The sequence below is a fragment of the Billgrantia zhangzhouensis genome (genome assembly GCF_021404465.1).
Taxonomy (GTDB): Bacteria; Pseudomonadota; Gammaproteobacteria; order Pseudomonadales; family Halomonadaceae; genus Halomonas; species Halomonas zhangzhouensis.
The window spans coordinates 150,534-176,806 of sequence record NZ_JABFTT010000003.1; the positions used below are offsets into that span (position 1 = coordinate 150,534).

Genomic DNA, 26,273 nt, shown 5'->3' on the forward strand with positions numbered 1-26,273 from the left:
GCACCGATGAAAGCCTTTCAGGTCAACGCACCACTGGACTATGCCATCGCCGAAGTCGAGGCGCCCCGTGCTGCTACCGGCGAGGTGCTGGTGAAGGTAGCCTTCGCCGGCATCTGCGGGTCCGACATGCACATCATCCACGGTGACAATGCCTTCGTGCGCTTTCCTCGCATTACCGGGCACGAGTTCGCCGGCACGGTCGAGGCACTCGGTGAGGGCGTCGGAGGGATCGAGATCGGCGCCCGGGTGTGCATCGACCCGGTGGTCAGTTGCGGGCGGTGCTACCCGTGCCGCATCGGCCGCCCCAAACGTGTGCAGGGCGCTGCAGGTAATCGGTGTGCACCGCGACGGCGGCTTCGAGGAGTGGGTCAACGTGCCGGCGGCCAACGTCCACTTGCTGCCCGAGGGCCTGGGGCTGGAAGCCGGCGCGCTGGTGGAACCCTATTCCATCGCGGCCAACGTGCTGGAGCGGATGCAGCCGCTGCGCGGCGACCGCCTGGTGGTCTATGGCGCCGGGGTAATCGGGCTGACTATCCTGCAGATGGCTCGCGCCCTGGGTATCGAGGACATCACCGTCATCGACCTGATCGAGGAGCGCCTGGCCACGGCCCGTGAACTTGGTGCCACGCGCACCTGGCACGGCAAGGAGGATGTCGAGGCCGCGGCGCGTGAGTTGACCGGCGGCGAGGGCATTCCGCTGATCGCCGATGCCGCCTGCGTGCCGGCGCTGCTGCCGCAGATGTTGCGTATCGCCTCGCCGGCGGGGCGTATCGGCCTGCTCGGCTTCAACCCCACCCCCAGCGATCTGGTGCAGTTGGAGGTGATCAAGAAGGAGCTGACCCTGGTCGGCTCGCGGCTCAACAACCGCAAGTTTCCGGAGGTGCTCGAACGCATGGCCTCGGGGCGTCTCGATCCGCTGGCGCTGGTCAGCCACCGCCTGCCCTTCGACGACATGCCCGGGGCCATCGACATGCTCGACCATCATCCTGAAAGGGCTCGCAAGGTGCTGATCGGCATCGGTGCCGACATCCGCGCCTGAGCCAGCTCGACGCAGCAGACATCGCCACGGCGATGCACATAACAGCAATAACCGCTTGAACAGCAGAACAAGGAGCTACGCCATGATCAAACGACTCATTATCGGCGCCGTCCTCGGGACGGCCCTGATGGCCAGCCAAACCGCGCTTGCCGCCGACGTCACCCTGCGCTTCGGCCACCTGGCTAACGAGCAGAACATCTGGCACCAGGCCGCCGTGCGCTTCAAGGAGCTCGTCGAGGAAAATTCGGATGGGCGCATCGAAGTGCAGATATTTCCCAACGAGCAGCTCGGCAACGAGATGGATGTGATCAACAGCATCCAGCTCGGTACCGCCGACATCACCATCACCGGCGAGAGCCTGCAGAACTGGGCGCCCAAGGCGGCGATGATGGCCGTGCCCTATGCGTTCCGCGATGCCGAGCATCTTCGCCAGGCGGTGGAGAGCGAGATCGGCGAGCAGATCGAGGCGCAGATTACCGAGCGTGCCAACCTGGTGCCGCTGGCCTGGTTCGAGCGTGGGCCGCGTGAGCTGACCTCCAACCAGCCGATTCGTCATCCCGACGATCTCGACGGCATTCGCCTGCGCGTACCCAATGTGCCGCTGTTCGTCGACACCTGGGAGGCGCTGGGTGCGCGGCCCACGCCGATGGCCTTCAGCGAGGTGTTTACCGCCCTGCAGCAGAACACCATCCAGGCCCAGGAGAACCCGCTCAGCCTGATCGAGAGCGCCAGCTTCAACGAGGTGCAGGACTACGTGAACCTGACCGGCCACGTACGTAGCTGGATCTACGTGGTGATCGGCCGCAACCGCCTCGAGAGCATGCCCGAAGAGCTGCAGCAGGTCGTGCGCGAGGCGGCCCAGGAAATGCAGGTCTACCAGGCCGAGCTGTTCGAGGAGGACCAGCAGCGCCTGGAGCGTGCCCTGCAGGAGCGTGGCATGGAGTTCATCGAAGTCGACACCGAGGCATTCGCCGAGAAGGCGCGGCCGGCGGTGGAAGCAGCCCTCGACGACGAGCAGCGCGCGCTGTTCGACGCCATCCAGAACCTGTGATCCACCCGGGCGGGTCCGTGCCCGCCCACTCTCCACGGGGTCGACGAGCCCCAGCGAGGAACGCCAATGGATATTACCCCGCAGCGTAGCGATGGCGAGCAAGTGGTGGCTAGCCTCGACGCCCTGTCCGCGGTGCCCAGGCTCGGAGGGCCGCTGGGCCGCGTCATCGGTTGGGTGGACACCTTCTTCGTACTGCTCGCCAATCTGGCCCTGGTAGGGATCGCCGCGACCATGCTGCTGCAGATCTCGGGCCGGCTGTTCCTGCCGTTCACTCTGTCCTGGACCGAGGAGCTGTCACGCTACCTGTTCATCTATATGGTGGCTCTGGCGGCCGGGGTGGCGATACGCCGGCATCGGCACGTCAACGTCGAACTCTTCCATCACCGGCTCGGGCTGCGTACGCGCGCTGCCTACCAGGCGCTGATCTGCCTGCTGGTCGGCGGCTTCGCCCTGATGGTGCTGCCCGCCGCCTGGCAGTTTGCCCAGAACGGCGCCTGGCAGACCTCGCCCACCCTGAGGGTGCCCATGCTCTACATCTTCTTTTCTACCGTGCTGCTGTTCGTCCTGGTGCTGTTCTATAGCGCCGTCGGCCTCGTCGAAGGCCTGGCCGCGGCATGGCGTCCGCCCGTCGACGGCGCCCGCGAGGAGGCATCATGGAAGTGATGGTGCTCTTCGGCGTGTTCCTGTTGCTGCTGGTGCTGGGGCTGCCCATTGCCTTTGCCTTGGGCATCTCGTCGCTCGCCTACCTGCTGCTGGAAGGCATCTCGCTGACCATCGTGCCGCAGCGCATGTATTCGGGTATCGATACCTTCGTGCTGCTTTGCATTCCCGGCTTCGTGCTGGCCGGTAACCTGATGAACGTGGGTAACATTACCGAGCATATCGTGCGCTTCTCCAACGCCGTGGTCGGTCATATCCGCGGTGGCCTGGGCCTGGCCAATGTGGGCGGCTCCATGATCTTCGGCGGTATCTCGGGCACCGCGGTGGCCGATGCTGCCAGCATCGGCTCGGTGATGATCCCCGGCATGGCGCGCTCTGGCTACGACAAGCCGTTCGCTGCCGCCGTCACCGCAGCCTCGTCAACCATTGGCCCGATCATCCCGCCCAGCGTGCCGATGATCATCGTCGGTTCACTGGCCGGCGTCTCGGTGGGGCGCATGTTCCTGGCCGGGGCCGTGCCCGGCCTGCTGTTGGGCGTGGCGATGATGATCACCGTCTACTTGCTGGCGGTGAAGCGCGGCTATCCCAAGGAGCGTCGCGCCACCCTGCGCGAGCTGCTGCGTGAGGGGCGCACGGCGTTCTGGGCGCTGCTGATGACTGTGATCATTCTCTACGGCATCATCGGCGGCTTCTTCACGCCGACTGAGGCATCGATTGTTGCCAGTCTCTATGCGCTGGTGGTGGGCATGTACGTCTACAAGGGGCTGACCTGGCGCAAGTTGCCGGCGATTCTCACCGACACCGTACTGACCTCATCGGCATTGCTGCTGCTGGTGGGCCTGGCCAACCTGTTCGGCTGGATCCTCACCAGTCAGCAGATTCCCCAGACGATCGCTGCCCTGATCATGGCGGTCAGCGACAACCCGATCATTGTGATCCTGATCCTCAACCTGATCCTGCTGTTCGTCGGGGCTTTCATGGAGACCATCGCCGCGCTGATCATCCTGTTCCCGGCGCTGCTCGGTGTGGCCACCGGGGTGGGTATGGACCCGGTGCACTTCGCGGTAATGGCGGTGCTCAACCTGATGATCGGCTTGACCACACCGCCGGTGGGGGTGTGCCTGTTCGTGGTTTCGGGCATCGGCAAGCTACAGATGCTCACCGTGGCCCGTGCCATCCTGCCGTTCCTGGCCTGTAACCTCGTGGTACTGCTATTGGTGGCCTACGTGCCGGCCATCTCGCTATGGCTTCCCGACCTGTTGATGGGGGCAAGATGAACGACGTGACACGCGTGCCTGCCGCTGCGCCGAGCGGGTGCATCAGCATCGTCCACCTGGGATTGGGCGCTTTCCACCGCGCCCACCAGGCGGTCTACCTGGAGCGCTATCGGCAGCGCAGCGGCGACGACGCCTGGGGCGTGAGCAGCGCCAACCTGCGTGGCGGCGTGGCGCTGGTGGATGCCCTGCGCGACGCCGACTATCACTACCATGTCGCCGAATACGCCGACCGTGACCACATCACCCTGCGCGAGATCGGCGTGATCGAGGAGGTCCTGTTCACTGGCCGAGACTCTTCGGGCCAGTGGGGACGCGATCTCACAGCGCTGCTCACACGCCTAGCCTCGCCCGACACGCGGCTCGTCACCCTGACGGTGACCGAGAAGGGCTATTTCCTGAGTCCCGCCGAGGGCACCTTGCTGCGTGACGACCCGCTGATCGCCCATGACATCGAGCATCCCCAGGCACCGCGTACCGTGCCGGGACTCCTGGTCGAGGCACTGGCCCGGCGGCGCAGCGCGGGAATCCCGCCGTTCACGGTACTGTGTTGCGACAACATGCCGAATAACGGCCAGCGCACACGAGCGGCGGTGATGCAGCTTGCCGCCTGTCGCGATGGCGAACTTGCCGCCTGGATCGAGCGCGAGGTGGCGTTCCCGTGCAGCATGGTCGACCGCATCGTGCCGGCCATGACCGCGGCCGACTTCGCCCGCCTGGCCGAGCTGGGCGTCGACGATCCCAATGCCGTAGTGGGCGAGGCCTTCTCTCAATGGGTGGTGGAGGACGACTTCCCCCTCGGCCGACCGGCCTGGGAGTCCGAGGGCGTGGAGATGGTCGCCGACGTGGCGCCGTTCGAAACCATGAAGCTGCGCATGCTCAACGGCAGCCATTCGCTGCTCGCCTACCTGGGCGCGTTGGAGGGTATCGAGACGGTGTTCGACGCGGTGAGCCGCGACGATCTGATGGCACTGCTGCATCGCTACATGCTGCATGAGGCGGCACCGACCTTGGCGATGCCTGCCGGCACCGACCTCGAGGGCTATGCTGAACAGCTGCTCTATCGTTTCGCCAACGACAGCCTGCGTCATCGTCTGCACCAGATCGCCATGGATGGCTCGCAGAAGCTGCCCCAGCGTTGGCTGCACGGCGCCCTGGCGCGGCTAGAAGCGGGAGGCGAGGTACCGTGTATCGCACTTGGTCTTGCGGCATGGATCCGCTACACCGCTGGAAGCGACCTGCACGGTAATGTCCATGCCGTTGACGACCCCATGGCGGACACGTTCGCCTTGCTGCACGAAACCCATGGTGAGGATCATGAAAATCTGGTGCTGGCCTTTCTCGAACTCGATGCCGTGGTTCCCCCGGCGTTGGCCGAGCACTCCGGCTTCGCGGCGGAGGTGGTGTCGGCCTACCGCTGCCTGACGACGCTTGGCCTAGACACCGCGCTTGCGCGACTCGATGCATCCACCTGATAGGGAGAGGTTCGTCATGGAACACACCTGGCGCTGGTTTGGCCCCAGTGATCCGATCACCCTCGACGAGATTCGCCAGACCGGTGCCACCGGCATCGTTACGGCGCTGCACGAAATACCCAACGGCACGGCCTGGCCGCTCGAGGCCATCACCGAGCGCAAGGCGACGATCGAGGCGGCGGGGCTGACCTGGTCGGTGGTGGAGAGCGTGCCGGTACACGAGGCGATCAAGCAGGGCACGCCCGAGCGCGAGCGCTACATCGCTGCCTATCAGGAGACCCTGCGCAACCTGGCGGCGTGCGGTATCGACACCGTCTGCTACAACTTCATGCCGGTGCTCGACTGGACCCGCACCGACCTCGCCTGGCGCCTGCTAGATGGCGGCCTGGCGCTGCGCTTCGATCAGACGGCCTTCGCCGCCTTCGATCTCTACCTGCTCGAGCGCCCCGGCGCCGAGGCCGAGTACACCGAGGCCGAACGGGCCGAGGCCAGGCACTATCTCGATGGCCTCGACGCCGCCGGGCGCGAGGCGCTGATCGATACCATCATCGCCGGCCTGCCGGGGGCCGAAGAGCACTACACTCTGGCGCGCTTCCAAGAGGCGCTGGACGCCTATGCCGACATCGACGCCGAGCGCCTGCGTGAGCATCTTGGCCATTTCCTGCGCGCTATCGTGCCGGTAGCCGAGGAAGCCGGCGTGCGACTCGCCATTCATCCGGACGACCCGCCGCGTCCGCTGTTCGGCCTGCCGCGGGTGGTCTCCACTCCCGAGGATGCCCATTGGCTACTCGATGCGGCGCCGAGCGAGGCCAATGGCCTGACGCTGTGCACCGGCTCCTACGGTGTGCGCGAGGACATCGACCTGGCCGCCATGGCGCGCCGCTTCGGCCCGCGCATCTACTTCGCCCACCTGCGCTCGACCCGGCGCGAGGCCGCCGATCCGCGCACCTTCCACGAGGCGCATCACCTTGGCGGCGACGTCGACATGGTGGCGGTGATCGCTGCCCTAGTGAAGGAGGAGAGGCGCCGCGAACGCGAGGGTGGGCCGCGCCTGCCGCTGCGGCCGGATCATGGCCATCATATCCTCGACGACCAGCGCCGCGACACACGCCCGGGTTATCCGCTCTACGGGCGTCTGAAGGGGCTCGCCGAGCTGCGCGGCGTGGAACTGGCGGTGCGGCGGCTGACGAGCTGAGAGCTGCTGGAGAAAACGACAAGGCCCCCGCCGAACGCTCGGCGGGGGCCTTGTCGTTGCCGGCAGCGCCTCTATTTTCCGGGTGCGGCGACCTGGCCTGTTGTGAGGGCCGCATCGGGAACCTGCTCCATGCGGCGGCGCTCTTCGTTGAGCATTTCCAGCGCCTGTTCGGAGGTCACTCGGGAAGCAGGCGTGAGCAGGCTGACCGCCACCCCTGCGACGAGCGCCACCGATACCGCCGGTATGCTCGGGTTGCCCCAATAGGCGCTCCAGTCTGCGTTGGCGATGATCGCCAGCGACGTCGCCGAGGCGCTGGCCAGGGTGGCGACCGCGCCCTGCCAGTTGTAGCGCGGCCAGAAGCGACCCAGCAGGGCACAGACGAAGAGCCCGGCCATGATAGTGGCGATCATGCGGGTAATGTAGGTGATCACGTTGTCCGACGTCAGGGCGAACGCCAGCGCCAGGCCAATGGTGGCGACCAGGGCAATGCGGGAGAAACGCACCACGTTATGGGCTGAGGGCGCCCGGCCCGTGACCAGCACATAGAGGTCGCGCATCAGCGTGGAGACCCCGGCGATGGCATCCGAGCTGGCGCTGGACATGGTCGCCGAGAGCCCAGCCACCAGCAGCAGCAGGCCGAGCCCAAGGGGCAACACCTCGGTGGCCAGGAAGGGGAAGGCGTAATTGCTGTTCTCGAGGCCGGGATTGAGCGCATGGGTGGCCATGCCGATGATCGCCGGGATGATCGAGAAGCCCAGGTAGAGCACGCCGGTGATCACGAAGGAGCGGCGCACCGAGGAGACCGACTCGCCGGAATAGATGCGCTGGCGAAACGAAGGGGTGGCGAGTACGCCGACGGCGATTACTGCCGCCAGCGACAGCGCCGGCAGGCCGCCAATTGCCCCGATGCCGAGGAAACTGGCCGCACCCGCATTCATTCCGGCGGTCAGCCCCGAGAAGCCGCCGACCTCGACCAGGGCGAGCACGGCCATGAGCAGGAAGCCGGCGAAGAGAATGATCGCCTGCACGGTATCGGTCCACACCACGGCGAAGTAGCCACCGATCACGCAGTAAATGCCGAAGCCCAGTGCCACCAGGACGCGCGCGGTGTTGAGGTCGATGCCCGCCATCCAGGAGAGATAGAGCCCGCCGCCGAGGATATGCGCGCCCAGCCAGCCGATACAGGCGATATAGATCAGCAGCGCCACCAGGTTGCGTACCAGGCGATTGGCGCCCACGTAGTAGGCGAGTTCCTCGCTCATGGTCATGAAGCGAAGCTGGCGCACCGGGGCGAACAGCAGCGCCAACAGCAGCACGCCGACGGCGCCGCCGATGCCATACAGGGCGCCGGCCCAGCCGTTGGCGTAGCCGAACCCCACCGCGCCCATGCTCGAGCCGGTGCCGACCATGGTCGCCACGGTGGAGCCGATGGTGAGGAAGAGCGGAACGCTGCGTCCGCCGAGCAGGAAGTCGTCACCGCTGCCGCGCTTGTGGCGGGAGATCCACCAACCGAAACCGATCATGGCGATGACGTACACCACAAAGGTGCCAAGGAATATCTGACTGTTCATGGTAGCCTCTTATCGTTGTTTGCCCGACCGTTGCCGCGGTCGGGGTAAGCAATGTCACGATCGAAGGCGGGGTGGTCTTGTCTTGTGAGGCCCCGCCGGCGATCCGGTGCCGTGCCCTTGCCGGGGTACGGCACCCCCTTTCTTACATCCGGTCGGCCCGGAAGCACTTCACATCCACCTCCACCTTGCAGTCCACGACCAGGTCCTGGACGCTGCAGATGCGCGCCGGCGGGTTGTCGCCGAACACGTCGCGGAACACCTTGTTGAACGACGAGAAATAGCGGGCATCGGTGAGCACTGCCGTGACGTGCACCACATCCTCCACGCCGTAGCCGGCTTCGCGCATGATCGTCAGGCAGTTGTCGAAGGCGAGCCGGGTCTGCTCGACGATGCCGCCCTCGACCACTTCTCCATCTCGCATCGGTGTCTGGCCGGAAACGTAGAGCCAACCGCCGGCTTCCACGGCGCGGGCGAACGGCAGCTTTTGTCCACCGGTGCCGACGCCGCCTTCGACGCCGTATCGAGTAATGCTCATGAGGATTTCTCCGTAAGGGGGTGGTGGGGGAGGTGTGTGTCGCTGATTCGACTCGTGCGGCGCAGCATGCGCCCGGCGCGCTCGCCGGTAGCCGCTCCCTGGCGATACCCGATGACGCCGTTGACCATGACCATCTCGATGCCCCGTGCCGGGGCGATGGGGGTGTCGTAGTCGGCGATATCGGCGAGGGTTTCGAGGTCGAACAGCGTCAGATCGGCAAAGGCCCCTTCTCGGATCACGCCGCGATCGACGAGGCCGAAGTTGGCGGCTGACAGGCCGGTCATCTTGCGTACCGCTTCGGCCAGGGGCATCAGGCCCAGATCGCGGCTGTAGCGTGCCAGCACCCGGGGAAAGGCGCCCCACAGCCGTGGGTGCGGATGCGGATCGTTGGGCAACCCGTCCGACCCGACCATCGAGAGGGGATGAGCCAGTACCCGGCGCATGTCCTCCTCGCTCATGTTGTGGTAGACCGCCCCGGCCGGCTGCAGGCGCCGCGCTGCGTCCAGCAGGGAGACGTTCCAGTCGGCGGCGATATCAGCAAGCGGCCGGCGAGCCTGCTCGGGGTGCGGCTCGGACCAGGTAATGACGATCTCGATCTCGTCGGTGACCTGCCCCAGATCGAGGGTCGAGGAACCCGCCGTATAGGGGTAGCAGTCACAGTGCGCGCACTGATGGCGGGCCGCCTGTTCGAGCTTTGCCAGGGCATGCGGTGCGCCGCCCCAGTTGCCGGCGCCGGCACACTTCAAATGAGAAATCACCAGCGGCACCCGGCCGTGACGAGCGGTAGCAAAGGCTTCGTCCATGGCCTCGAACAGCCCGGCGAACTCGTCGCGCAAGTGAGTGGTATAGACGCCGCCGGCCTGCCCCACGGCGGTCACCAGCGCTTCCATCTCCGCCGTGGGGGCATGGAAGGCGTTGCGGTAGGCGAGCCCCGAGCTGAGCCCCAGGGCACCTTCATCCAACGCCTGGCGCAGCAGGCGCTCCATCTCGGCAATCTCTGTGCCGCTGGTGGGACGGGCGAAATCGTCCATCACCTGGCTACGCAGACTGGTATGTCCCACCAGGGCGGCGACGTTGACGCTGGGAGTCGCTGCCTCAACCGCCTCGGCATAGGCGGCGAAGCTCGCATAGCGGAAATCCTCGGCCTGACCCAGCAGGTTCATGGGATCGGGCACCTCACCGGCAAGTGCCACGGGGCTGGCGCTGATGCCGCAGTTGCCTACCACCACCGTAGTGACTCCCTGGGAGAGCTTGGGCAGCATCTCGGGAGCGCGGATCACATTGGTGTCGTCGTGGGTGTGTACGTCAATGAAGCCCGGTGCCAAATAACGACCGCTGGCGTCGACCTCGCTGGCGGTTCCGGTCGTGGCACCATCCAGATCGCCCACGGCGACGATACGATCGCCGCATACGGCCACATCGGCCCGAAAGGGGGCGGCGCCTGTACCGTCGACGACCTGGGCATTACGGATCAGCAGATCGTAGCGCATGTCAGTCTCCCAGCGGCTGGCGGTTGTCGCCGCCGCGATGGGCGTCCAGGGTCAGTTTCAGGCGGCGCAGCTTGTCGCGTGAACGCTCGCGGTGACGCAGGGCCAGCTCCAGGGCCAGCACGTCGATGGCGGCGAGCATGGCGTAGCGAGAAGCCGAAGGGTGGTAGATGAAGTCGGTCTCGCGGGCCGCTATCGGCAGCACCACGTCGGCATTCTCCGCCAAGGGTGAGCCCTGGGAAGTGATGGCCACTACCTTGGCGCCGTACTGGCGGGCAATACGTGCCGATTCCACCATTTCCGGCGTATAGCCGGTCACCGAGAGCACCACCACCACATCCTCTGGGTCCAGGGTGGAGGCCACCATGCGCGGCAGCAGGGCCTGGGGGTAGGCGCTGATCGCGTAGCCGAGGCGTACCAGGCGGAACTGAATCTCTTGCGCCAGCATGCTGGAGCCGCCGCCGGCGCCGAAGACGAGAATCTGGCGGGCGCCGTCGAGACGCTCCACGGCGCCGGCCACGTCGGCTTGGGCCATGAGGTCGCGGTTCACCGCCAAGGTTTGGGTGGCGATCTCGTAGACCACCGCAGGGCCGTCTTCGGGAGCCGCCTCCTGGATGAAGCGCCGGCCCGCAGCCAATGCCCGGGTCAGTCGAGTCTTGAGATCGCGTACGTTGCTGCAGCCTACGGCGCGGGCGAAGCGGGTCACGCTGGCATCACTCACGCCGGCCCGGGCGGCGATCTCGCCGATGCTGGCCTCGGTGACGAAGTCGATGTCTGAGAAGATCAGCTCGGCGACTTTCTTTTCAGCCTCACGCAGGCTGGCGAAGTCCGCCGTAATGCGGGAAAGGATATCGATCTCTTGGCTCACCAAAGGGCTCCTGTCTCTTGCCTCGCTTGAAAAGTATGTTAGTTTCTAACTTTTAGTCAAGCATGTGTGAAAATAACTATCAGGTGCGCAGCAAGCGAGCAAGCAAGAGAGACGAGGGGCTACAGGAATGCGTGAAACGGAGAACAGTGTGGTGGCAAAAGAGGCTAACCGGGGTAATGCCGAGCGGGGAGGCGTCGACAAGGGCACCGTCGAGCTGAGGCCCGACCTGCTGAGCGGGGTCAGTCTACCGGCTGCGGTGATCCATGAGGCACCGCTAGCGCACAACCTGGCGTGGATGCAGCGCTTCGCCGAGGCGCATGGCGCTCGCCTGGCGCCGCACGGCAAGACCACCATGACGCCGGCCCTGTTTCGACGTCAGTTGGAGGCGGGGGCGTGGGGCATCACCCTGGCCACCGCGCCCCAGTGCCGCGCTGCCTTCGCCCATGGCGCGCGACGCCTGCTGATGGCCAATCAGCTGGTGGGGCAGGCCAACATGGCCATAGTGGCTGGGTTGCTTGAGGCCGGTGCCGATTTCTACTGCGTGGTGGACGGGGTCGAGAACGTGCGCCAATTGGGGCGCTTCTTCGAGGAGCGGGGGCTGCGCCTGGTAGTGCTGATCGAGCTGGGTGTACCAGGAGGGCGTTGCGGCTGTCGCGACCAGGCGGGCGTGGAGGCACTGGCCGAGGCCATCGCGGCCGAACCGGCACTGGTCCTCGCCGGGCTGGAAGGCTACGAGGGGGTGGTGCACGGTGACGATCCCGCCGCTGCGGTGAGTGCCTATGCCCAGCGCCTGGTCGAGGCCGCCCTGGCGCTGGAATCGGCGGGGCATTTCGAGGTAGACGAGCCCATCGTCACCGCTTCCGGTTCGGCCTGGTATGACCTGATTGCCGAAGCGTTCCAGGATGCCTCGCTGCAGAATCGCTTCGTGCCGGTGCTGCGCCCGGGCTGCTATGTGGTGCACGACCACGGCCTCTACCGTGAAGCCCAGCGCGATGTGCTGGTGCGGCGCCCCGACCTGCAGCATGGGCTCGAGCCGGCGCTGGAAGTGTTTGCCCAGGTGCAATCGCTGCCCGAGCCGGGCCTGGCAATCATCGCCCTGGGCAAGCGAGACATCGGCTTCGACCAGTTGCCGGTGCCCCTGCGCCGCTACCGCGAGGGAGGCGCTGCGAATGCAACGCTCTCCGTCGCGGGATGGCAGGTGACCAAGCTGATGGACCAGCACACCTTCGTGCGCTTGCCCGAAGACGCCGATGATGTCGCCATTGGCGACATCATCGCCTTCGGCGCCTCTCACCCGTGCCTGACTTTCGACAAGTGGCGCCAGCTACTGCTGGTGGATGAGACGCTGGAGGTTAGGGACAGCCTGTCCACCTGTTTCTAGCCGCCTTGAGGCCTTTAGTGCTGCCTCAGCCCTCGCGCTTGCCGTCCACCAGCCGCGAGACCTTCCAGGGGTTGCCGTCACGCAGCGGCTGCGGCAGCAAGCCCTGCGGCAGCGCCTGGTAGCACACCGGGCGCAGGAAGCGGAAGATCGCGGCGCTGCCCACCGAGGTAGTGCGGCTGTCGGAGGTGGCCGGGTAGGGCCCGCCGTGAACCATGGCGTGACACACCTCGACCCCGGTCGGCCAGCCGTTGGCCAGAATACGCCCCGCCTTGCGCTCGAGGATCGGCAGCAGCTGTTTCGCTGCATCGAGGTCGCCGTCGTCCATCTGCAGGGTGGCGGTGAGCTGACCTTCCAGGTGAGCCGCGACGCGCTGCATCTCGCTGACGTCGGCACACTCGATCACCAGCGAGGTGGCACCGAATACCTCTTCCTGCAGCTCGGGCTCGGCGAGGAAGTCCTGGGCGGCGGTGACGAACAGCCCGGCCTGACAGGCATGGGCGGTCTCGCCGACCTGGCCGCGGGCCGCTTCCCTGACGTTGGTGTTCGATGCCAGTCGGTCCACGCCCTGTTCATACGCTGCGTGGATGCCCGGGGTGAGCATGGTCTGGGCGGCGCTCTGTTTGACCGCCTCGCCCGCGGCCTCGACGAAGGCGGCAAGCTCGGAGCCCTTCACCGCGATCACCAGCCCGGGGTTGGTGCAGAACTGGCCGGCGCCCATGTTGAGCGAGGCGACGAAGCCCTCGGCAAGCTTCTCGCCGCGCGCCTTGAGCGCCTCGGGCAGCAGGAACACCGGGTTGATCGAACTCATCTCGGCGTAGATCGGAATCGGCTGAGGGCGGTTCTGGGCGGTTCTCATCAAGGCCGTGCCGCCGCTGCGCGAGCCGGTGAAGCCGACCGCCTGGATGCGCGGATCACTGACCAAGGCCTGGCCGATCTCGCTGCCCGAACCGAACAGCAGCGAGAACACCCCTTCCGGCAAGCCACTTCTCTTGATCGCTTTCTGCACGGCACGACCGACCAGCTCGGAGGTGCCGGGGTGGGCGGAGTGGCCCTTGACGATCACCGGGCAGCCGGCAGCCAGTGCTGAGGCGGTATCGCCGCCGGCCACGGAGAAGGCCAGCGGGAAGTTCGAGGCGCCGAACACAGCGACGGGACCGAGCGGGATATGACGCTGGCGCAGGTCGGCGCGGGGCATCGGCTCGCGCTCGGGCAGGGCCGGGTCGATGCGTACGTCGAGCCACTCGCCGGCGCGCACCACCGAGGCGAACAGACGCAGCTGGCCGCAGGTGCGGCCGCGCTCGCCTTCGAGGCGCGCCCGGGGCAGGCCGGTCTCGGCCATGGCGCGCTCGATCAGCTCGTCGCCGATGGCCTCGATCTCGCTGGCGACCGTCTCGAGAAACGCCGCGCGCTCCTCGAGCGTCGTTTCGCGGTAGGTGCCGAACGCCGCCTCGGCCAACGCACAGGCGCGCTCGACCTCAGCCTGGGTGCCGCCGGCATAGGTGGGTGCGAGCTGCTCGCCGGTAGCGGGGTTGACGGCGTGAATGGGCGTGGAACTGCCGCTGACGGCCTCGCGGCCGATCAGCATCTTGCCTTCCAGGGGCATGACGAACTCCTTGCTGCTCAGAGCGATTTCACTTCGATGGTTGCTTTGCCTGCCTCGAAGCGTAGTGGATTGCGCAGGGGACGACCGAACTCCGGGAGGCTGATTTCGAAGCGGTCGCCATTCTGGGTCTGAATGCCGTCGGCGAAGCTCAGGGTGGCGGTGCCGAAGAAGTGCACGTGAACATCGCCGGGGCGCCGGAAGCCGGCATACTTGAAGTGGTGATGCTCGAGGTTGGCCAGGCTGTGGGCCATGTTGGCTTCACCGGTGAGGAAGGGCTTTTCCCATAGGGGTTCGCCACTGCGCACGATGCGGCTAGTACCTTCCAGATGCTTGGGCAACTCGCCGATCAGAAGTTCCGGGCCGAAGCTGCAGGCGCGCAGCTTGGAGTGGGCGAGCCACAGGTAGTTGAAGCGCTCGGTGACGTGATCGGAGAACTCGTTGCCGATGGCGTAGCCCACGCGCCAGGGCTGGCCGTCGTCGCCGATCACGTAGAGCCCGGCGAGCTCCGGCTCCTCGCCGGCGTCTTCGGCAAAGGCGGGCACCGACAGCGCTGCCTCGGGGGGCACCACGCAGCTGCCGTCGCCCTTATAGAACCACTCCGGCTGGGCGCCGGTCTCGCCGAGGGCGGGTTTGCCGCCTTCCACACCCAGCTTGAACATGCGCATGGAGTCGGTCAGCTCGCTCTCAGCGGCCTGAGCCTTGGCATGCATCGCTGCGCGGGTATCGGCGCTACCCAGATGGGTGAGACCGGTACCGGTCACCAGGCAGTGGGCCGGGTCGGGATGGGTCAGCGGCGGCAGCAGGCGTTTCTCGTCGATCAACTGCTGGTAGTCGGTCAGCGCTTCGCCGAGGCGTGCCTCGACGACCTGAGTGAGCGGCTGGCCGGTGTCGATGGCGATACGCGCCAGGGCGTAGGTGCCGCCGTCGATGGCGATCGGCCGCACCGCGTCAGGGCTTTCCACTACGGCTACCCGCAGGTGGTTCTGGTCGAGATACTGGATCAAGCGCATGCGAGGGTCCCTTAATGGCTTGGAAGCAGTTGCCGCGTAGGGCGGTGAGGTCGGGTAGCCACCGCCCCCGCGCTTTTTGATTGGGGGCGTCGAGATATTGGCTGGGTCAGTCGTTCATGGTGTCTTCGACGATCTGCTGGATCTCGGCAATCAGGTCCTCACCGATGCGCGGCGCCCACTGGTCGTAGACGGGCTGTACCGCATCTTGAAAGGCAGCGATCTGGTCGTCGTCGAGGCGGGTGACTTGCATGCCGCGCTCCTCGAGCTGATCACGGGCCCAGTCGTCGTACTCGGTGGCCAACTGGATCTCGTAGGCTGCTGCCTCCTGAGCCGCTTCCCGTACCAACTCCTGATAGACAGGGTCGAGGCGGTCCCAGGTGCGCTCGGACATCATGATGATGAATGGGGTGTAGACGTGGCGTGTTTCGGAGCCGTAGTCCTGCACCTCGTGGAAATTGGAGGTCAGAATGGTGCTCCAGGGGTTCTCCTGGCCGTCGATGACACCTTGTTCCATGGCCGAGAAGACCTCACCGAAGGCCATTGGCGTGGGATTGGCGCCTAACGCTTCCCAGATGCTCAGTTGGACCGGGTTCTCCATGGTGCGAATGGTCAAGCCACTGACGTCGAGTCCGGCAATATCGTCGGGGGATTCGACCGGCCGCACACTATTGGTCAGCTGGCGGTAGCCGTTCTCATGATAAGCAAAGGCCTTGATGCCGGTACCCTCGAACTTGTCGAGCAGGCCAAGGGCGACATCGCTTTCCAGTACGGCGATTGCCGCTTCACGCGTTGGCAGCAAGAATGGCAGGTCGAAGACGGCGAGTTCCTGGACGTAGGTGGTCGCTGGCGAGGTCGAGGGTATGGTCATGTCCAGCGAGCCGGTCTGGAGCATCTCCATCATCTGCGCATCGTCGCCGAGCTGGCTATTGGGGAAGACATTGACGGTCAGGCGACCTTCGGTTCGTTCGGAGAGAATGTCGCCGAAATACCGGGTGGAAATATAGAGCGGTGAGGTCTCGGCCAGGCCAAGGCCGACGCGTATGGTATGGGAGCCGAGATCCTCGGTGACCACCTCGCCCTCGATGGGAGGCGGGTCAGACAGGTTGGGCGTCGTGGCGTAGACCGGGCTGCTGCCAAGGAGCGTGGCGCCGGCCACTGCCAGAGTAAGCTTCCAGGGGTGGTGCATGTTTGAGTCTCCATGCGCAGTGCCGCTTGGGGTGGTGCTTCCAGCGTCTGTTGGGCTGCGCGGTGCATTCTTGTTGTCGGGTATCACGATAACGACAGGGAGGTTGTTCACCCGGCCTGGGGTAGAATGTCGGACTTATTCTTCATTTGTTCAACATATACTTTTGTATGTATCGACTAGAAAGATGCGGGCAGCGTAAGGTCAGCTATAAAAGGCTAATATTTGCTACCAGCATCCGCCGAGGGTTAAGCGCCAATGGGCCACTTGAGCACGCTGTCACATCGTCAACAGGGGCTGCTACTGACCGGTGGCGGGGCGCTGATCATGGCGCCCGATGCGCTGCTGATAAAGGTTGCAGATCTTCCCGATGCAGAGATCCTCATGTGGCGCGGATTTCTCTCGGCACTGGGTTTCTTGCTGATTGCTTTGGTGCGCTATGGCCGCGGTACCTGGGCGGCCTACCGCCGCTGTGGCTGGACCGGCATCGCCGTGGCGTTGTTGTTCAGCCTTACCACCTGCGGCTTCGTGCTGGGTAACCAATACACCAAGGCGGGTAACGTGCTGATGATCCTGGCCGGCGCACCGTTGATCGCAGCGGCGCTATCCTGGGCGATTCTCAAGGAGCGGCTGCCGCGTCGAACCTGGCTGGCGATCTGGCTGTGCATGGCGGGTATTGCCATGATCGCGCTGGGCGATGCGGGAGCCGGCTCCTGGGTGGGCAACGCCTTCGCCCTGATGGCGGCCACCACCCTGGCCATCAATTTCACGCTATGCCGTACGCGTCCTGGCATCGATATGAGCCCGATGCTGGTTTTCAACGGCCTGATCGTCGGTAGCGTAGCCGGGTTACTGTGGTTCACCGGCAACGAGCCGGCACTGCCGACGACGAATCAGCTCGCCGTGGTGGTCCTGCTGTGCCTGGTCATCGTGCCCTGCGGGGTGACCCTGCTGCAGCGGGGGCCACTCTATCTGCCTGCCGCCGAAGTTGGCCTGTTGCTATTGCTGGAGGTGGTCGTGGGCACCTTGCTGGCCTGGTGGATCCTCGCCGAACAGCCGGCACCGATGGCAATGATCGGCGGCGTCCTGGTGCTCGGCACTTTGTTTGCCAAGGGGTTCTATGAACGCCGGCTGGAGCTGAGGCTGCGTGCAGGCGTCGACCCGGCGTTGCGAGCACCGACAGACCGGTCGAGTGCGTCGTGATTTTCAGGAGACGCATACTTACCTGCTTTTTTCCTTATGTTTCTACCACAAGGCACCGTCATGTCTGATTTCACTATTGGCCTGGTAGGGGTGGGCAAGATCGTTCGCGATCAGCATCTTCCGGCCCTGGCCAAGAGCCGCGATTTTCACTTGGTCGCGACGGCGGATCCTCACGCCCACCACGACTCGGTGCCCGGCTACGCTGCATTGGGCGAGATGCTCGAGGCGCATCCCGAGCTAAAAGCCGTGGCAATCTGCACGCCGACTCACCTGCGCTACTCGCAGGCGCGTATCGCGCTGGAGCAGGGCAGGAGCGTACTGCTGGAGAAGCCGCCTGGGGCGACCCTGAGCGAGGTCGAGGATCTGATCGAACTGGCCGAGCGCCAGGGCTGCACCCTGTTCGCGGCCTGGCACTCGCGCTTCGCCCCGGCCGTGGCGCAGGCCCGCGAGTGGCTGAGGGTGCGGCGCATAGAGCGGGTCGAGATCGACTGGCGGGAAGACGTCCGGGTATGGCATCCCGGTCAGGCCTGGATCTGGGAGCCGGCTGGCATGGGGGTGTTCGACCCCAGCATCAACGCGCTGTCGATTGCCACCGAGATATTGCCGCGCGCCTTTTTCCTGCGCGATGCGCGGCTGTGGGTGCCGAGCAACTGCCAGGCCCCCATCGCCGCAGCGCTGACCTTCAGCGATACCGAGGGCACGCCGATCGTGGCCGACTTCGATTTTCGCCAGCCGAACCCGCCGATCTGGAGCATTCACGTCGAGACCGACGCGGGACGGCTCAGCCTGCTGCAGGGAGGCTGTCGGTTGGAACTCGATGGTCATTGCCTGCTCGACGCCGAGGAGCATGAATACCCGGGACTCTATGCCCGATTCGCCGAGCTGATCCGGGATCAACAAAGCGATGTGGACCTTGCGCCTCTGCGGCATGTGGCGGATGCCTGCCTCGCCGCCTGGCGCGAGCCGACGGAGCCCTTCATCGAATGAGCTAAAGCAGTCCTTGCTGGCGCTGGTGGGCGACCAACTCCCGTACCATGCCCATCAGCGTCGCTGCCCCAGGGGAGGGGCGGCGACGCCTCAGGCTGACCAGGCCGAATGGCTGCACACTGAGCCGTTGATGGAAGGGCAGGATGCGAAAGCGCGTCGGGGCGCACAGCAGCTCGGCCACCTGGCGTGTGGTGGCGGTGATCGTATCCGAGCGGTCGATCAGCGCCAGCGCCACCAGTATGTCGGTGGTATCGACGATCTGCGCCGGGGGTTCGATGGCGTGATAGAGAAACAGCGCGTCGACACGCTGGCGCATCAGCGCCCCTTGCGGCTGTAGCGCCCACGGGTAGGCGGCCATTGCCTCCAGCGTAAGCGGCTCGGCCCCCGACAGGGGGTGACCCTCGCGGCACACGAAGCAGATCTCCTCCTCGCCGATTTCCTCGAACACGAATGGGTCGGTCGAGAACCCGGCCGGTATCCGGGTAATGGCGAAATCCAGCTCACCTTCCAGCAGCCTCGGCACGAGCCGCTTGCTGACGTCGACCTCGACGCTGACCTTGAGCCTGGGGTGGCTACGGTGTACCCGTTCGATGGCGCTGGCCAGCAGGGTCACCGCCGGCGCCATCACCGTGCCGATAGCCACCTTGCCCGCGTTGCCCTCGAACAGGGCGTTCAACTCCTCGCCGGTGTTGTGAAGCTCGGAGAGCATGGCCTGCGCGTGCCGTACCAGCACCTCCCCATACCAGTTCGGTTCCAGACCGCGTGGGTGGCGGTCGAAAAGCCTGACCCTAAGTTGGGTCTCGATATCGCCTAGCAGCTTCGAGGCCGCCGGTTGGCTGATGCCCAACTGGGCAGCCGCGCGATGCAGGTTGCGCTGCTCGTCCAGGGCCAGAAAGAGCTGCAGATGGCGCAACTTTAGTCGTGCCTGCAGGAACCAGTCGTCATCCAGCGTGCGCATGGTGCCTCTCCGCTTCGCTTATTGATAACAATTTATATATCACTCTTTGGTGGATTTTGTATTGGTTGGTTATGTCAGGTCTATCTACTGTAGCGGCTGTATCCGCAACGACTACGTCGCTCCGATAACAACAATTCCAGGATCAAGGAGAAAGATCATGCCACTCACGTACGCCTCGATGCGCAGTAGCGGTGGGCGCCTGTTGCAGAGCGCAGGCGCCGCCATTTTGATGCTGGGCGTGGCCCAGGCGCATGGCAGTGCCGAGGACATTTCCGATGGTGCGACCGAGCGCGGCGTCGACAAATCCGTGTTTGGCCAGCTACCCGACGGTCGCCAGGTCGACGTTTACCGCTTTACCAATGCCAACGGCATCGAGATGCGTGTCACCAACTACGGCGGCATCATCCTCTCGCTGAAGACCCCGGATATCGAAGGCAAATTCGACGACGTCGTTCTGGGTTTCGATTCGCTGGAAGCCTACCTCTCCGATGAATACCGTCAGGCCAATCCCTATTTCGGTGCCCTGATAGGGCGCTATGGCAATCGCATCGCAGGCGGCGAGTTCTCACTGGATGGCGAGACCTACACCCTGGCGACCAACAATGGCAGCAACCACCTGCACGGCGGGGAGCAGGGCTTCGACAGGGTACTATGGCAGGCCGAACCGTTCGAGAGCGAGGAAGGGGCCGGCCTGGTTCTGCGCTATACCAGCGAAGACGGCGAGGAAGGTTATCCGGGCAAACTGGAAACCGAGGTGACCTACACCCTGACCGATGCCAATGAATTTATCGTCGATTACCAGGCGACGACCGACAAGGCGACGCCGGTCAACCTGACCCAGCACAGTTACTTCAATCTCGCGGGAGAGGGCCGCGGCAGCATTCTCGATCATCACCTGACGATCCATGCCGACGCCTTTACCCCGGTGGACGAAACGTTGATCCCCACCGGTGAGATTCGCTCGGTCGAAGGTACGCCCTTCGACTTTACCCAGGCTACCGCGATCGGCGAGCGCATCGAGCAGGATAACGAGCAACTGACGTTCGGCAAGGGCTACGACCACAACTTCGTGCTCGCCGAGCAGACTGCGTCTTCCAGTGAGCCTGTGCTGGCCGCCAGGGTGTGGGAACCAGAGAGCGGGCGCCTGCTGGAGATCACCACTACCGAGCCGGGCATCCAGTTCTACTCGGGTAACTTCCTTGCCGGCGACCTGACGGGCAAGCGGGGCCAAGCCTACGAGCACCGTTCAGGGTTCGCACTGGAGACCCAGCACTACCCCGATTCCCCCAACCAGGCCGACTTCCCCTCGACGATTCTCGAGCCGGGAGAGACCTATCGCTCACGCACGATCTATCGATTCTCCGTCCAGGAGACTGCGGGCTCGTGACGCTGAGTTAGAACGTCAACAACAACATCCGAAGAGACGTAGGAGTACGACATGTCCATGACAAAGACCTTCACTCGCCTGGCTCTTGGCGCCAGCCTGGCGCTCGGCACCGTCGGTGCGGCTCAGGCTGCCGATGAGGACGTCCGCATCGGCTTCATCGTCAAGAAGCCCGAACAGGCGTGGTTCATCAACGAGCAGCAGGCGGCGACGCAAGTCGGCGAGGAACTGGGCTTTCGCGTCGTCCGGCTGGGCGGTGAGGACGGCCAGGGGGTGCTCAGCGCCATCGACAATCTCTACTCACAAGGTGCTCAGGGCTTCGTCATCTGCCCGCCGGACGTACGCCTTGGGCCGGCAGTCATGAACCGTGCCAACCAGTACGGCATGAAAGTGATCACGGTCGACGATCAGTTCGTGGATGGCAACGGCGAGCCGCTCGAGGGTGTGCCGCACCTGGGCATGTCGGGGTACAAGATCGGTCAGCAGGTCGGCGAGGCGATTGCCGCTGAAATGGAGGCGCGTGGCTGGGACCCGCAGGAAGTCGCGGCTCTGCGTATCACCAACAATGAGCTGCCTACCGCCAAGGAGCGCACTGACGGTGCCACCGATGCGCTGATCGAATGGGGTTTCCCCGCCGAGAACGTCTTCGATGCACCCCAGCAGAATACCGACACCAATAGCGCCTTCTCGGCCGCCTCGCCGGTCATCTCCCAGCGCGGTAATTTCGAGCACTGGATCATCTACGCCCTCAACGAGGAGAGCGTGTTGGGTGGTGTCCGTGCCACCGAGCAGTACGGTCTTTCCGCTGACGACGTGATCGGCGTGGGCATCAATGGTTCCGGGGCGGCCTTCGCCGAGTTCTCGCGCAGCAACCCGACGGGGTTCCACGGCACCGTGGCGGTGAGCTCCACCCAGCATGGGCGCCAGACAGCGGAGAACCTCTACCGCTGGATCGTCGAAGGCGAGGAGCCGCCGGCCAACACCGAAACCTCAGGCACCCTGATGACGCGCGACAACTGGCAGGACGTACGCGCCGAACTCGGGCTGTGAACGTGACGGAAGGCGGTGACCGGGAGAGCGGCATGACTGAACCCTATCTTCAATTCGACGGCATCAGCGTGGTCTTTCCCGGCGTGCGGGCACTGGACAAGGTCAGCTTCGGCGCCCGCTCCGGCCAGGTGCATGCGTTGATGGGCGAGAACGGCGCCGGCAAGTCGACCCTGCTCAAGGTACTGAGCGGGATCAATCGTGTCACGGAGGGGGCGCTGTGGATCGGCGGCGAGCGCCATGTGTTCGCCAACGCCCGTGAAGCGCTCAGCCGGGGTATCGCCATCATCTACCAGGAGCTGACCCTGGCCCCCAACATGTCGGTGGCCGAGAACCTCCTTCTCGGCCAGTTGCCGGCTCAGCATGGCTTCATCGACCGGCGCCGGCTGCGTGAGCGGGCAATGCGCATGCTCGAGGAACTCGGAGAGGGCAGCATTCACCCTTCGACCAAGGTGCGTGATCTCTCCATCGGCCAGCAGCAGATGATCGAGATTGGCCGTGCGCTGCTGCGCGACGCCCGCATCATCGCTTTCGACGAGCCCACCAGCAGCCTGTCGGTGCAGGAGACGCGCCAGCTCGAGCGCATCGTCGCCCGGCTGCGCGACGAGGGTCGCGTGGTGCTCTACGTGACCCATCGCATGGAGGAGGTGTTCAAGATGTGCGATGCGGTCACCGTGTTCCGCGACGGCAAGCACATCCGCACCCACGAGAGCCTCGATGCGTTGGATCACGACACCCTGGTCAGCGAGATGGTCGGCCGCGACATCGAGGACGTCTATGGCTATCGGGAGCGCGAGCAGGGCGAAGTGATGCTCGAGATCGAAGGTATCCAAGGCAGGGGACTGAAGGCGCCGGTGAGCTTCGAGGTGAAGCGCGGCGAGGTGTTCGGCCTGTTCGGCCTGGTGGGGGCAGGGCGCAGCGAGCTGATGCGGCTGGTATGCGGCGCCGAGACCGCCAAGGCGGGCGAGGTGCGCTTCCAGGGCACGGCGCGGCGCTTTGCAAGCCCCGGCGAGGCCATCCGCATGGGCATCGCCATGTGCCCCGAGGATCGCAAGTCGCAGGGCATCTTTCCCGTTGCCAGCGTCGCCGACAACCTCAACATCAGCTGTCGACGCTTCTTCAAGCGTTGGGGACTGCTGCGCGATCCGCGGCGTGAGCGGGCCAATGCCGAAGACTACATTCGGCGGCTGAGCATCAAGACCCCGGGGCCGCGCGCACCTATCGGCAAGCTCTCCGGCGGCAATCAGCAGAAGGTGATCCTGGCGCGCTGGCTGGCCGAGAAGATCGATCTGTTCGTGATGGATGAACCCACCCGTGGCATCGACGTCGGCGCGCGTCGCGACATCTATAACCTGCTTTTCGAGCTGACCGAGCAGGGCAAGAGTGTCGTGGTGATCTCAAGCGACCTGGCCGAGGTGAGCTCCATCTGTGATCGCATTGGCGTGATGCGAGACGGTGCGCTGGTCGACATCGTGCCGCGCCGTGAGGCTACCCAGGAACGCCTGCTGGGGCTGGCGCTGCCCGCCTGATTTTCCGAACGATTTTTCGACAAGAGTCATCTGAGGGACTGCCCATGACCACCCACAAATTCGCTGAGGGAGACGGCGGCACGGCCGCGGCACCCCCGCGCCGCGGGCTGCCCAAGCCCCTGCGCACCCTGCTCGACACTTCGGGGCTGATCGCCATCTTCGTGATCCTGTTCATTGCCTTGGCGGTATTCATTCCCGGCTTTCTCACCGGGCGCAACATGGTGGGGCTGCTGCTCTCCATCACCCTGATCGGCACCATCGCCACCACCATGATGATGGTGCTGGCACTGGGCGAGGTCGATCTGTCCGTCGCCTCCATCGTCGCCTTCGCCGGTGTCGTCGCCGCCGTGGTCACCTCGGCCTCGGGCAGCGTAGTGATCGGCGTGCTCGGCGGCGTGCTTGCCGGGGGCGCGGTAGGGACCTTCAACGGCTTCGTGGTGGCCAAGTTCGGCATCAATTCGTTGATCGCCACGCTCGCCGCCATGGAGTTCGTGCGCGGCCTGGCCTACATCACTTCCCGCGGTGATGCGGTGATGATCACGGTGCCCGAGTTCTTCGATCTCGGCAGTGCCTCATTCCTCGGCCTGACCCTGCCGGTGTGGACCATGATCGCCTGCTTCGTGATCTTCGGCGTGCTGCTCAATATGACCGCGTTCGGGCGCAACGTGCTGGCCACCGGCGGCAACGCCGAGGCGGCGGCGTTGGCCGGGGTCAATGTGCGCCGTCTCAAGATCATCGTCTTCGGCCTGCAGGGCGTGGTGGCCGGCATTGCCGGTGTACTGCTCGCCTCGCGCATGGGGCTCGGCGATCCCAATACCTCGATGGGCCTGGAGCTTGCCGTCATTTCTGCCTGCGTGCTGGGCGGCGTGGCGCTTTCCGGCGGCGTGGCCACCATCACCGGCGTGCTGGTGGGCGTGCTGATCATGGGCTGCGTGCAGAACGCCATGGGCCTGCTCAACGTGCCCACCTTTTATCAGTACCTGGTACGCGGCGCGATCCTGCTGTTGGCGGTGATGTTCGATCGCTGGAAGCAGACCCGACGCCAGCGTGCTTGACCCTTCGGTTTCAGGAGACCTCGTATGACCGACCGCAAGCGTCCCTTGCGCAGCGCCCAGTGGTTCGGCACCGCCGACAAGAACGGCTTCATGTACCGCAGCTGGATGAAGAACCAGGGCATCCCGGACCATGAGTTCAAGGGCAAGCCGATCATCGGCATCTGCAACACCTGGTCGGAACTTACGCCCTGCAATGCGCACTTCCGCAAGCTGGCCGAGCACGTCAAGAAGGGAGTGCTCGAAGCGGGGGGCTACCCGGTGGAGTTCCCGGTGTTCTCCAACGGCGAGTCACTGCTGCGGCCCACGGCGATGTTCACCCGCAACCTGGCGAGCATGGACGTGGAGGAGTCGATTCGCGGCAATCCGTTGGATGCGGTGGTACTGCTGGTGGGCTGCGACAAGACCACGCCGGCGCTGTTGATGGGCGCGGCGAGCTGCGACATTCCGGCCATCGTGGTGACCGGCGGGCCGATGCTCAACGGCAAGCACGAGGGCAAGGACATCGGTTCGGGCACCGTGGTCTGGCAACTCTCCGAGCAGGTCAAGGCGGGCAAGATCTCGATTCACGACTTCATGGCCGCCGAGGCCGGCATGTCGCGCTCGGCGGGCACCTGCAACACCATGGGCACGGCCTCGACCATGGCCTGCATGGCCGAGTCGCTGGGCACCTCGCTGCCGCACAACGCGGCAATCCCCGCGGTGGATTCCCGGCGCTACGTGCTGGCGCACCTCTCCGGCAATCGCATCGTCGAGATGGTGGAGGAGGATTTGCGCCTGTCGAAGATCCTGACCAAGCAGGCCTTCGAGAACGCCATCCGCACCAACGCCGCGATCGGTGGCTCGACCAACGCCGTGATTCACCTCAAGGCGATTGCCGGGCGCATCGGCGTTGAACTCGACCTCGACGACTGGAGCCGCGTCGGTCGCGGCACGCCGACCATCGTCGACCTGCAGCCCTCGGGGCGTTTCCTGATGGAGGAGTTCTATTACGCCGGCGGCCTGCCCGCGGTGCTGCGCCGGCTGGGCGAGGCCGACCGCTTGCCGCACAAGGAGGCGCTGACGGTCAACGGCAGGACCCTGTGGGACAACGTCAAGGAAGCGCCGCTCTACAACGACGAGGTGATTCGCCCGCTGGATAAACCCCTGCGCGAGGACGGCGGCATGTGCGTGCTGCGCGGCAACCTGGCACCGCGCGGGGCGGTGCTCAAGCCCTCGGCGGCGAGCCCCGAGCTGATGACCCATCGCGGCAGGGCGGTGGTGTTCGAAGACTTCGACGACTACAAGGCGCGCATCAACGATCCCGCTCTCGAGGTCGATGCCAGCAGCGTACTGGTGATGAAGAACTGTGGGCCGCGCGGCTATCACGGCATGGCCGAGGTCGGCAACATGGGCCTTCCCGCCAAACTGCTGGAGCAGGGCGTGACCGACATGGTGCGCATCTCCGATGCACGCATGAGCGGCACCGCCTATGGCACCGTGGTTTTACACGTGGCGCCGGAGTCCGCCGCCGCCGGGCCGCTTGCCGCGGTGCGCAGTGGCGACTGGATCGAACTTGACTGTGACGCCGGCAAGCTGCACCTGGATATCGGCGACGCCGAGCTCGAGGCGCGTCTGGCCGAGAGCGATCCCACTGCCGCGTCGCGCCGTATCGCCAGCGATGGCGGCTATCGCCAGCTCTACATAGAGCGGGTACTGCAGGCCGACGAGGGCTGCGACTTCGATTTTCTGGTCGGGTGTCGCGGTGCCGAGGTGCCGAGGCATTCGCATTGAACCGGCTG

At 65.2% G+C, this 26,273-nt stretch carries 21 protein-coding genes and 1 pseudogene; 14 read left to right on the plus strand and 8 right to left on the minus strand.

Features of this window, described 5'->3' with window-relative positions:
* Positions 1-6 precede the first annotated feature (6 nt).
* From HOP51_RS04460 to uxuA, 6 genes and pseudogenes are all read left to right on the plus strand, one after another.
* Positions 7-1,039: pseudogene (locus tag HOP51_RS04460) on the plus strand (zinc-binding alcohol dehydrogenase family protein).
* A gap of 82 nt (positions 1,040-1,121) precedes the next feature.
* Complete coding sequence (locus HOP51_RS04465; RefSeq protein ID WP_234272761.1) at positions 1,122-2,090, plus strand: TRAP transporter substrate-binding protein; 969 nt, start codon at positions 1,122-1,124, stop codon at positions 2,088-2,090.
* Positions 2,091-2,156: 66 nt separating this feature from the next.
* A complete protein-coding gene (locus tag HOP51_RS04470; RefSeq protein ID WP_234272762.1) occupies positions 2,157-2,753 on the plus strand; it encodes a TRAP transporter small permease in 597 nt (198 codons plus the stop codon).
* Positions 2,744-4,027 carry a TRAP transporter large permease gene (locus tag HOP51_RS04475; RefSeq protein ID WP_234272763.1) on the plus strand — a complete coding sequence of 428 codons (1,284 nt, stop codon included), beginning with the start codon at positions 2,744-2,746 and terminating at the stop codon, positions 4,025-4,027. The genes HOP51_RS04470 and HOP51_RS04475 overlap by 10 nt, the downstream gene beginning before the upstream one ends.
* Positions 4,024-5,499: a mannitol dehydrogenase family protein gene (locus tag HOP51_RS04480; protein ID WP_234272764.1), complete on the plus strand. Its 1,476-nt coding sequence runs from the start codon at positions 4,024-4,026 to the stop codon at positions 5,497-5,499. Before HOP51_RS04475 ends, HOP51_RS04480 begins: the two co-directional genes overlap by 4 nt.
* Before the next feature lie 16 nt (positions 5,500-5,515).
* The gene (gene uxuA / locus HOP51_RS04485) at positions 5,516-6,694 is read left to right on the plus strand and encodes a mannonate dehydratase (RefSeq protein WP_234272765.1); all 1,179 of its coding nucleotides are present in this window, start codon (positions 5,516-5,518) and stop codon (positions 6,692-6,694) included.
* Positions 6,695-6,765: 71 nt separating this feature from the next.
* Here uxuA and HOP51_RS04490 read toward each other — a convergent pair whose 3' ends face one another.
* The 4 genes from HOP51_RS04490 to HOP51_RS04505 all read right to left on the minus strand — a co-directional run bounded on the left by HOP51_RS04490 (position 6,766) and on the right by HOP51_RS04505 (position 11,155).
* Positions 6,766-8,265 (minus strand): sodium:solute symporter family protein, encoded by a 1,500-nt coding sequence (locus HOP51_RS04490; protein ID WP_234272766.1) that lies wholly within the window; start codon positions 8,263-8,265, stop codon positions 6,766-6,768.
* A 142-nt stretch (positions 8,266-8,407) separates the two neighbouring features.
* Positions 8,408-8,800, minus strand: coding sequence for a RidA family protein (locus HOP51_RS04495; RefSeq protein ID WP_234272767.1), 393 nt, complete (start codon positions 8,798-8,800; stop codon positions 8,408-8,410).
* Complete coding sequence (locus HOP51_RS04500) at positions 8,797-10,290, minus strand: N-acyl-D-amino-acid deacylase family protein (RefSeq protein WP_234272768.1); 1,494 nt, start codon at positions 10,288-10,290, stop codon at positions 8,797-8,799. Before HOP51_RS04500 ends, HOP51_RS04495 begins: the two co-directional genes overlap by 4 nt.
* Before the next feature lies 1 nt (position 10,291).
* On the minus strand, positions 10,292-11,155 hold the full coding sequence (locus tag HOP51_RS04505) for a MurR/RpiR family transcriptional regulator (protein ID WP_234272769.1): 864 nt from the start codon (positions 11,153-11,155) through the stop codon (positions 10,292-10,294).
* Positions 11,156-11,306: 151 nt separating this feature from the next.
* On the opposite strand from HOP51_RS04505, the gene HOP51_RS04510 reads away from it, so the two are divergent.
* Positions 11,307-12,536 (plus strand): amino acid deaminase, encoded by a 1,230-nt coding sequence (locus tag HOP51_RS04510; protein WP_407061777.1) that lies wholly within the window; start codon positions 11,307-11,309, stop codon positions 12,534-12,536.
* Positions 12,537-12,561: 25 nt separating this feature from the next.
* On the opposite strand, the gene HOP51_RS04515 is transcribed toward HOP51_RS04510, so the two are convergent.
* The 3 genes from HOP51_RS04515 to HOP51_RS04525 form a co-directional block, all read right to left on the minus strand.
* Positions 12,562-14,139: an aldehyde dehydrogenase (NADP(+)) gene (locus HOP51_RS04515; protein WP_234272770.1), complete on the minus strand. Its 1,578-nt coding sequence runs from the start codon at positions 14,137-14,139 to the stop codon at positions 12,562-12,564.
* A gap of 17 nt (positions 14,140-14,156) precedes the next feature.
* Positions 14,157-15,149 (minus strand): AraD1 family protein, encoded by a 993-nt coding sequence (araD1, locus tag HOP51_RS04520; protein WP_234272771.1) that lies wholly within the window; start codon positions 15,147-15,149, stop codon positions 14,157-14,159.
* A 106-nt stretch (positions 15,150-15,255) separates the two neighbouring features.
* Positions 15,256-16,335 (minus strand): TRAP transporter substrate-binding protein, encoded by a 1,080-nt coding sequence (locus tag HOP51_RS04525; protein ID WP_234272772.1) that lies wholly within the window; start codon positions 16,333-16,335, stop codon positions 15,256-15,258.
* Between the two features lie 255 nt (positions 16,336-16,590).
* Here HOP51_RS04525 and HOP51_RS04530 point away from each other — a divergent pair, with 255 nt between their 5' ends.
* Positions 16,591-17,535, plus strand: coding sequence for a DMT family transporter (locus HOP51_RS04530; RefSeq protein ID WP_234272773.1), 945 nt, complete (start codon positions 16,591-16,593; stop codon positions 17,533-17,535).
* A 60-nt stretch (positions 17,536-17,595) separates the two neighbouring features.
* The gene (locus tag HOP51_RS04535) at positions 17,596-18,522 is read left to right on the plus strand and encodes a Gfo/Idh/MocA family protein (RefSeq protein ID WP_234272774.1); all 927 of its coding nucleotides are present in this window, start codon (positions 17,596-17,598) and stop codon (positions 18,520-18,522) included.
* Between the two features lies 1 nt (position 18,523).
* On the opposite strand, the gene HOP51_RS04540 is transcribed toward HOP51_RS04535, so the two are convergent.
* Entirely contained in the window at positions 18,524-19,480 is a 957-nt protein-coding gene (locus HOP51_RS04540) for a LysR family transcriptional regulator (RefSeq protein WP_234272775.1), read from the minus strand.
* Between the two features lie 157 nt (positions 19,481-19,637).
* On the opposite strand from HOP51_RS04540, the gene HOP51_RS04545 reads away from it, so the two are divergent.
* The 5 genes from HOP51_RS04545 to HOP51_RS04565 are packed head-to-tail and all read left to right on the plus strand — an operon-like array spanning position 19,638 to position 26,265.
* Positions 19,638-20,867 carry an aldose epimerase family protein gene (locus HOP51_RS04545; protein WP_234272776.1) on the plus strand — a complete coding sequence of 410 codons (1,230 nt, stop codon included), beginning with the start codon at positions 19,638-19,640 and terminating at the stop codon, positions 20,865-20,867.
* Positions 20,868-20,918: 51 nt separating this feature from the next.
* Positions 20,919-21,914, plus strand: coding sequence for an arabinose ABC transporter substrate-binding protein (locus HOP51_RS04550; protein ID WP_234272777.1), 996 nt, complete (start codon positions 20,919-20,921; stop codon positions 21,912-21,914).
* A gap of 32 nt (positions 21,915-21,946) precedes the next feature.
* Entirely contained in the window at positions 21,947-23,440 is a 1,494-nt protein-coding gene (araG, locus tag HOP51_RS04555) for an L-arabinose ABC transporter ATP-binding protein AraG (RefSeq protein ID WP_234272778.1), read from the plus strand.
* A gap of 44 nt (positions 23,441-23,484) precedes the next feature.
* The gene (gene araH, locus HOP51_RS04560) at positions 23,485-24,495 is read left to right on the plus strand and encodes an L-arabinose ABC transporter permease AraH (RefSeq protein ID WP_234272779.1); all 1,011 of its coding nucleotides are present in this window, start codon (positions 23,485-23,487) and stop codon (positions 24,493-24,495) included.
* Positions 24,496-24,519: 24 nt separating this feature from the next.
* On the plus strand, positions 24,520-26,265 hold the full coding sequence (locus HOP51_RS04565) for an IlvD/Edd family dehydratase (RefSeq protein ID WP_234272780.1): 1,746 nt from the start codon (positions 24,520-24,522) through the stop codon (positions 26,263-26,265).
* The last annotated feature ends 8 nt before the right edge of the window (positions 26,266-26,273 follow it).

Coding starts and splice junctions, on each gene's coding strand:
- HOP51_RS04465 (WP_234272761.1), top strand. CDS start 1,122: ATGATCAAACGACTCATTATCGGCGCCGTCCTCGGGACGGCCCTGATG.
- HOP51_RS04470 (WP_234272762.1), top strand. CDS start 2,157: ATGGATATTACCCCGCAGCGTAGCGATGGCGAGCAAGTGGTGGCTAGC.
- HOP51_RS04475 (WP_234272763.1), top strand. CDS start 2,744: ATGGAAGTGATGGTGCTCTTCGGCGTGTTCCTGTTGCTGCTGGTGCTG.
- HOP51_RS04480 (WP_234272764.1), top strand. CDS start 4,024: ATGAACGACGTGACACGCGTGCCTGCCGCTGCGCCGAGCGGGTGCATC.
- uxuA (WP_234272765.1), top strand. CDS start 5,516: ATGGAACACACCTGGCGCTGGTTTGGCCCCAGTGATCCGATCACCCTC.
- HOP51_RS04490 (WP_234272766.1), bottom strand. CDS start 8,265: ATGAACAGTCAGATATTCCTTGGCACCTTTGTGGTGTACGTCATCGCC.
- HOP51_RS04495 (WP_234272767.1), bottom strand. CDS start 8,800: ATGAGCATTACTCGATACGGCGTCGAAGGCGGCGTCGGCACCGGTGGA.
- HOP51_RS04500 (WP_234272768.1), bottom strand. CDS start 10,290: ATGCGCTACGATCTGCTGATCCGTAATGCCCAGGTCGTCGACGGTACA.
- HOP51_RS04515 (WP_234272770.1), bottom strand. CDS start 14,139: ATGCCCCTGGAAGGCAAGATGCTGATCGGCCGCGAGGCCGTCAGCGGC.
- araD1 (WP_234272771.1), bottom strand. CDS start 15,149: ATGCGCTTGATCCAGTATCTCGACCAGAACCACCTGCGGGTAGCCGTA.
- HOP51_RS04525 (WP_234272772.1), bottom strand. CDS start 16,335: ATGCACCACCCCTGGAAGCTTACTCTGGCAGTGGCCGGCGCCACGCTC.
- HOP51_RS04530 (WP_234272773.1), top strand. CDS start 16,591: ATGGGCCACTTGAGCACGCTGTCACATCGTCAACAGGGGCTGCTACTG.
- HOP51_RS04535 (WP_234272774.1), top strand. CDS start 17,596: ATGTCTGATTTCACTATTGGCCTGGTAGGGGTGGGCAAGATCGTTCGC.
- HOP51_RS04540 (WP_234272775.1), bottom strand. CDS start 19,480: ATGCGCACGCTGGATGACGACTGGTTCCTGCAGGCACGACTAAAGTTG.
- HOP51_RS04545 (WP_234272776.1), top strand. CDS start 19,638: ATGCCACTCACGTACGCCTCGATGCGCAGTAGCGGTGGGCGCCTGTTG.
- HOP51_RS04550 (WP_234272777.1), top strand. CDS start 20,919: ATGTCCATGACAAAGACCTTCACTCGCCTGGCTCTTGGCGCCAGCCTG.
- araG (WP_234272778.1), top strand. CDS start 21,947: ATGACTGAACCCTATCTTCAATTCGACGGCATCAGCGTGGTCTTTCCC.
- araH (WP_234272779.1), top strand. CDS start 23,485: ATGACCACCCACAAATTCGCTGAGGGAGACGGCGGCACGGCCGCGGCA.
- HOP51_RS04565 (WP_234272780.1), top strand. CDS start 24,520: ATGACCGACCGCAAGCGTCCCTTGCGCAGCGCCCAGTGGTTCGGCACC.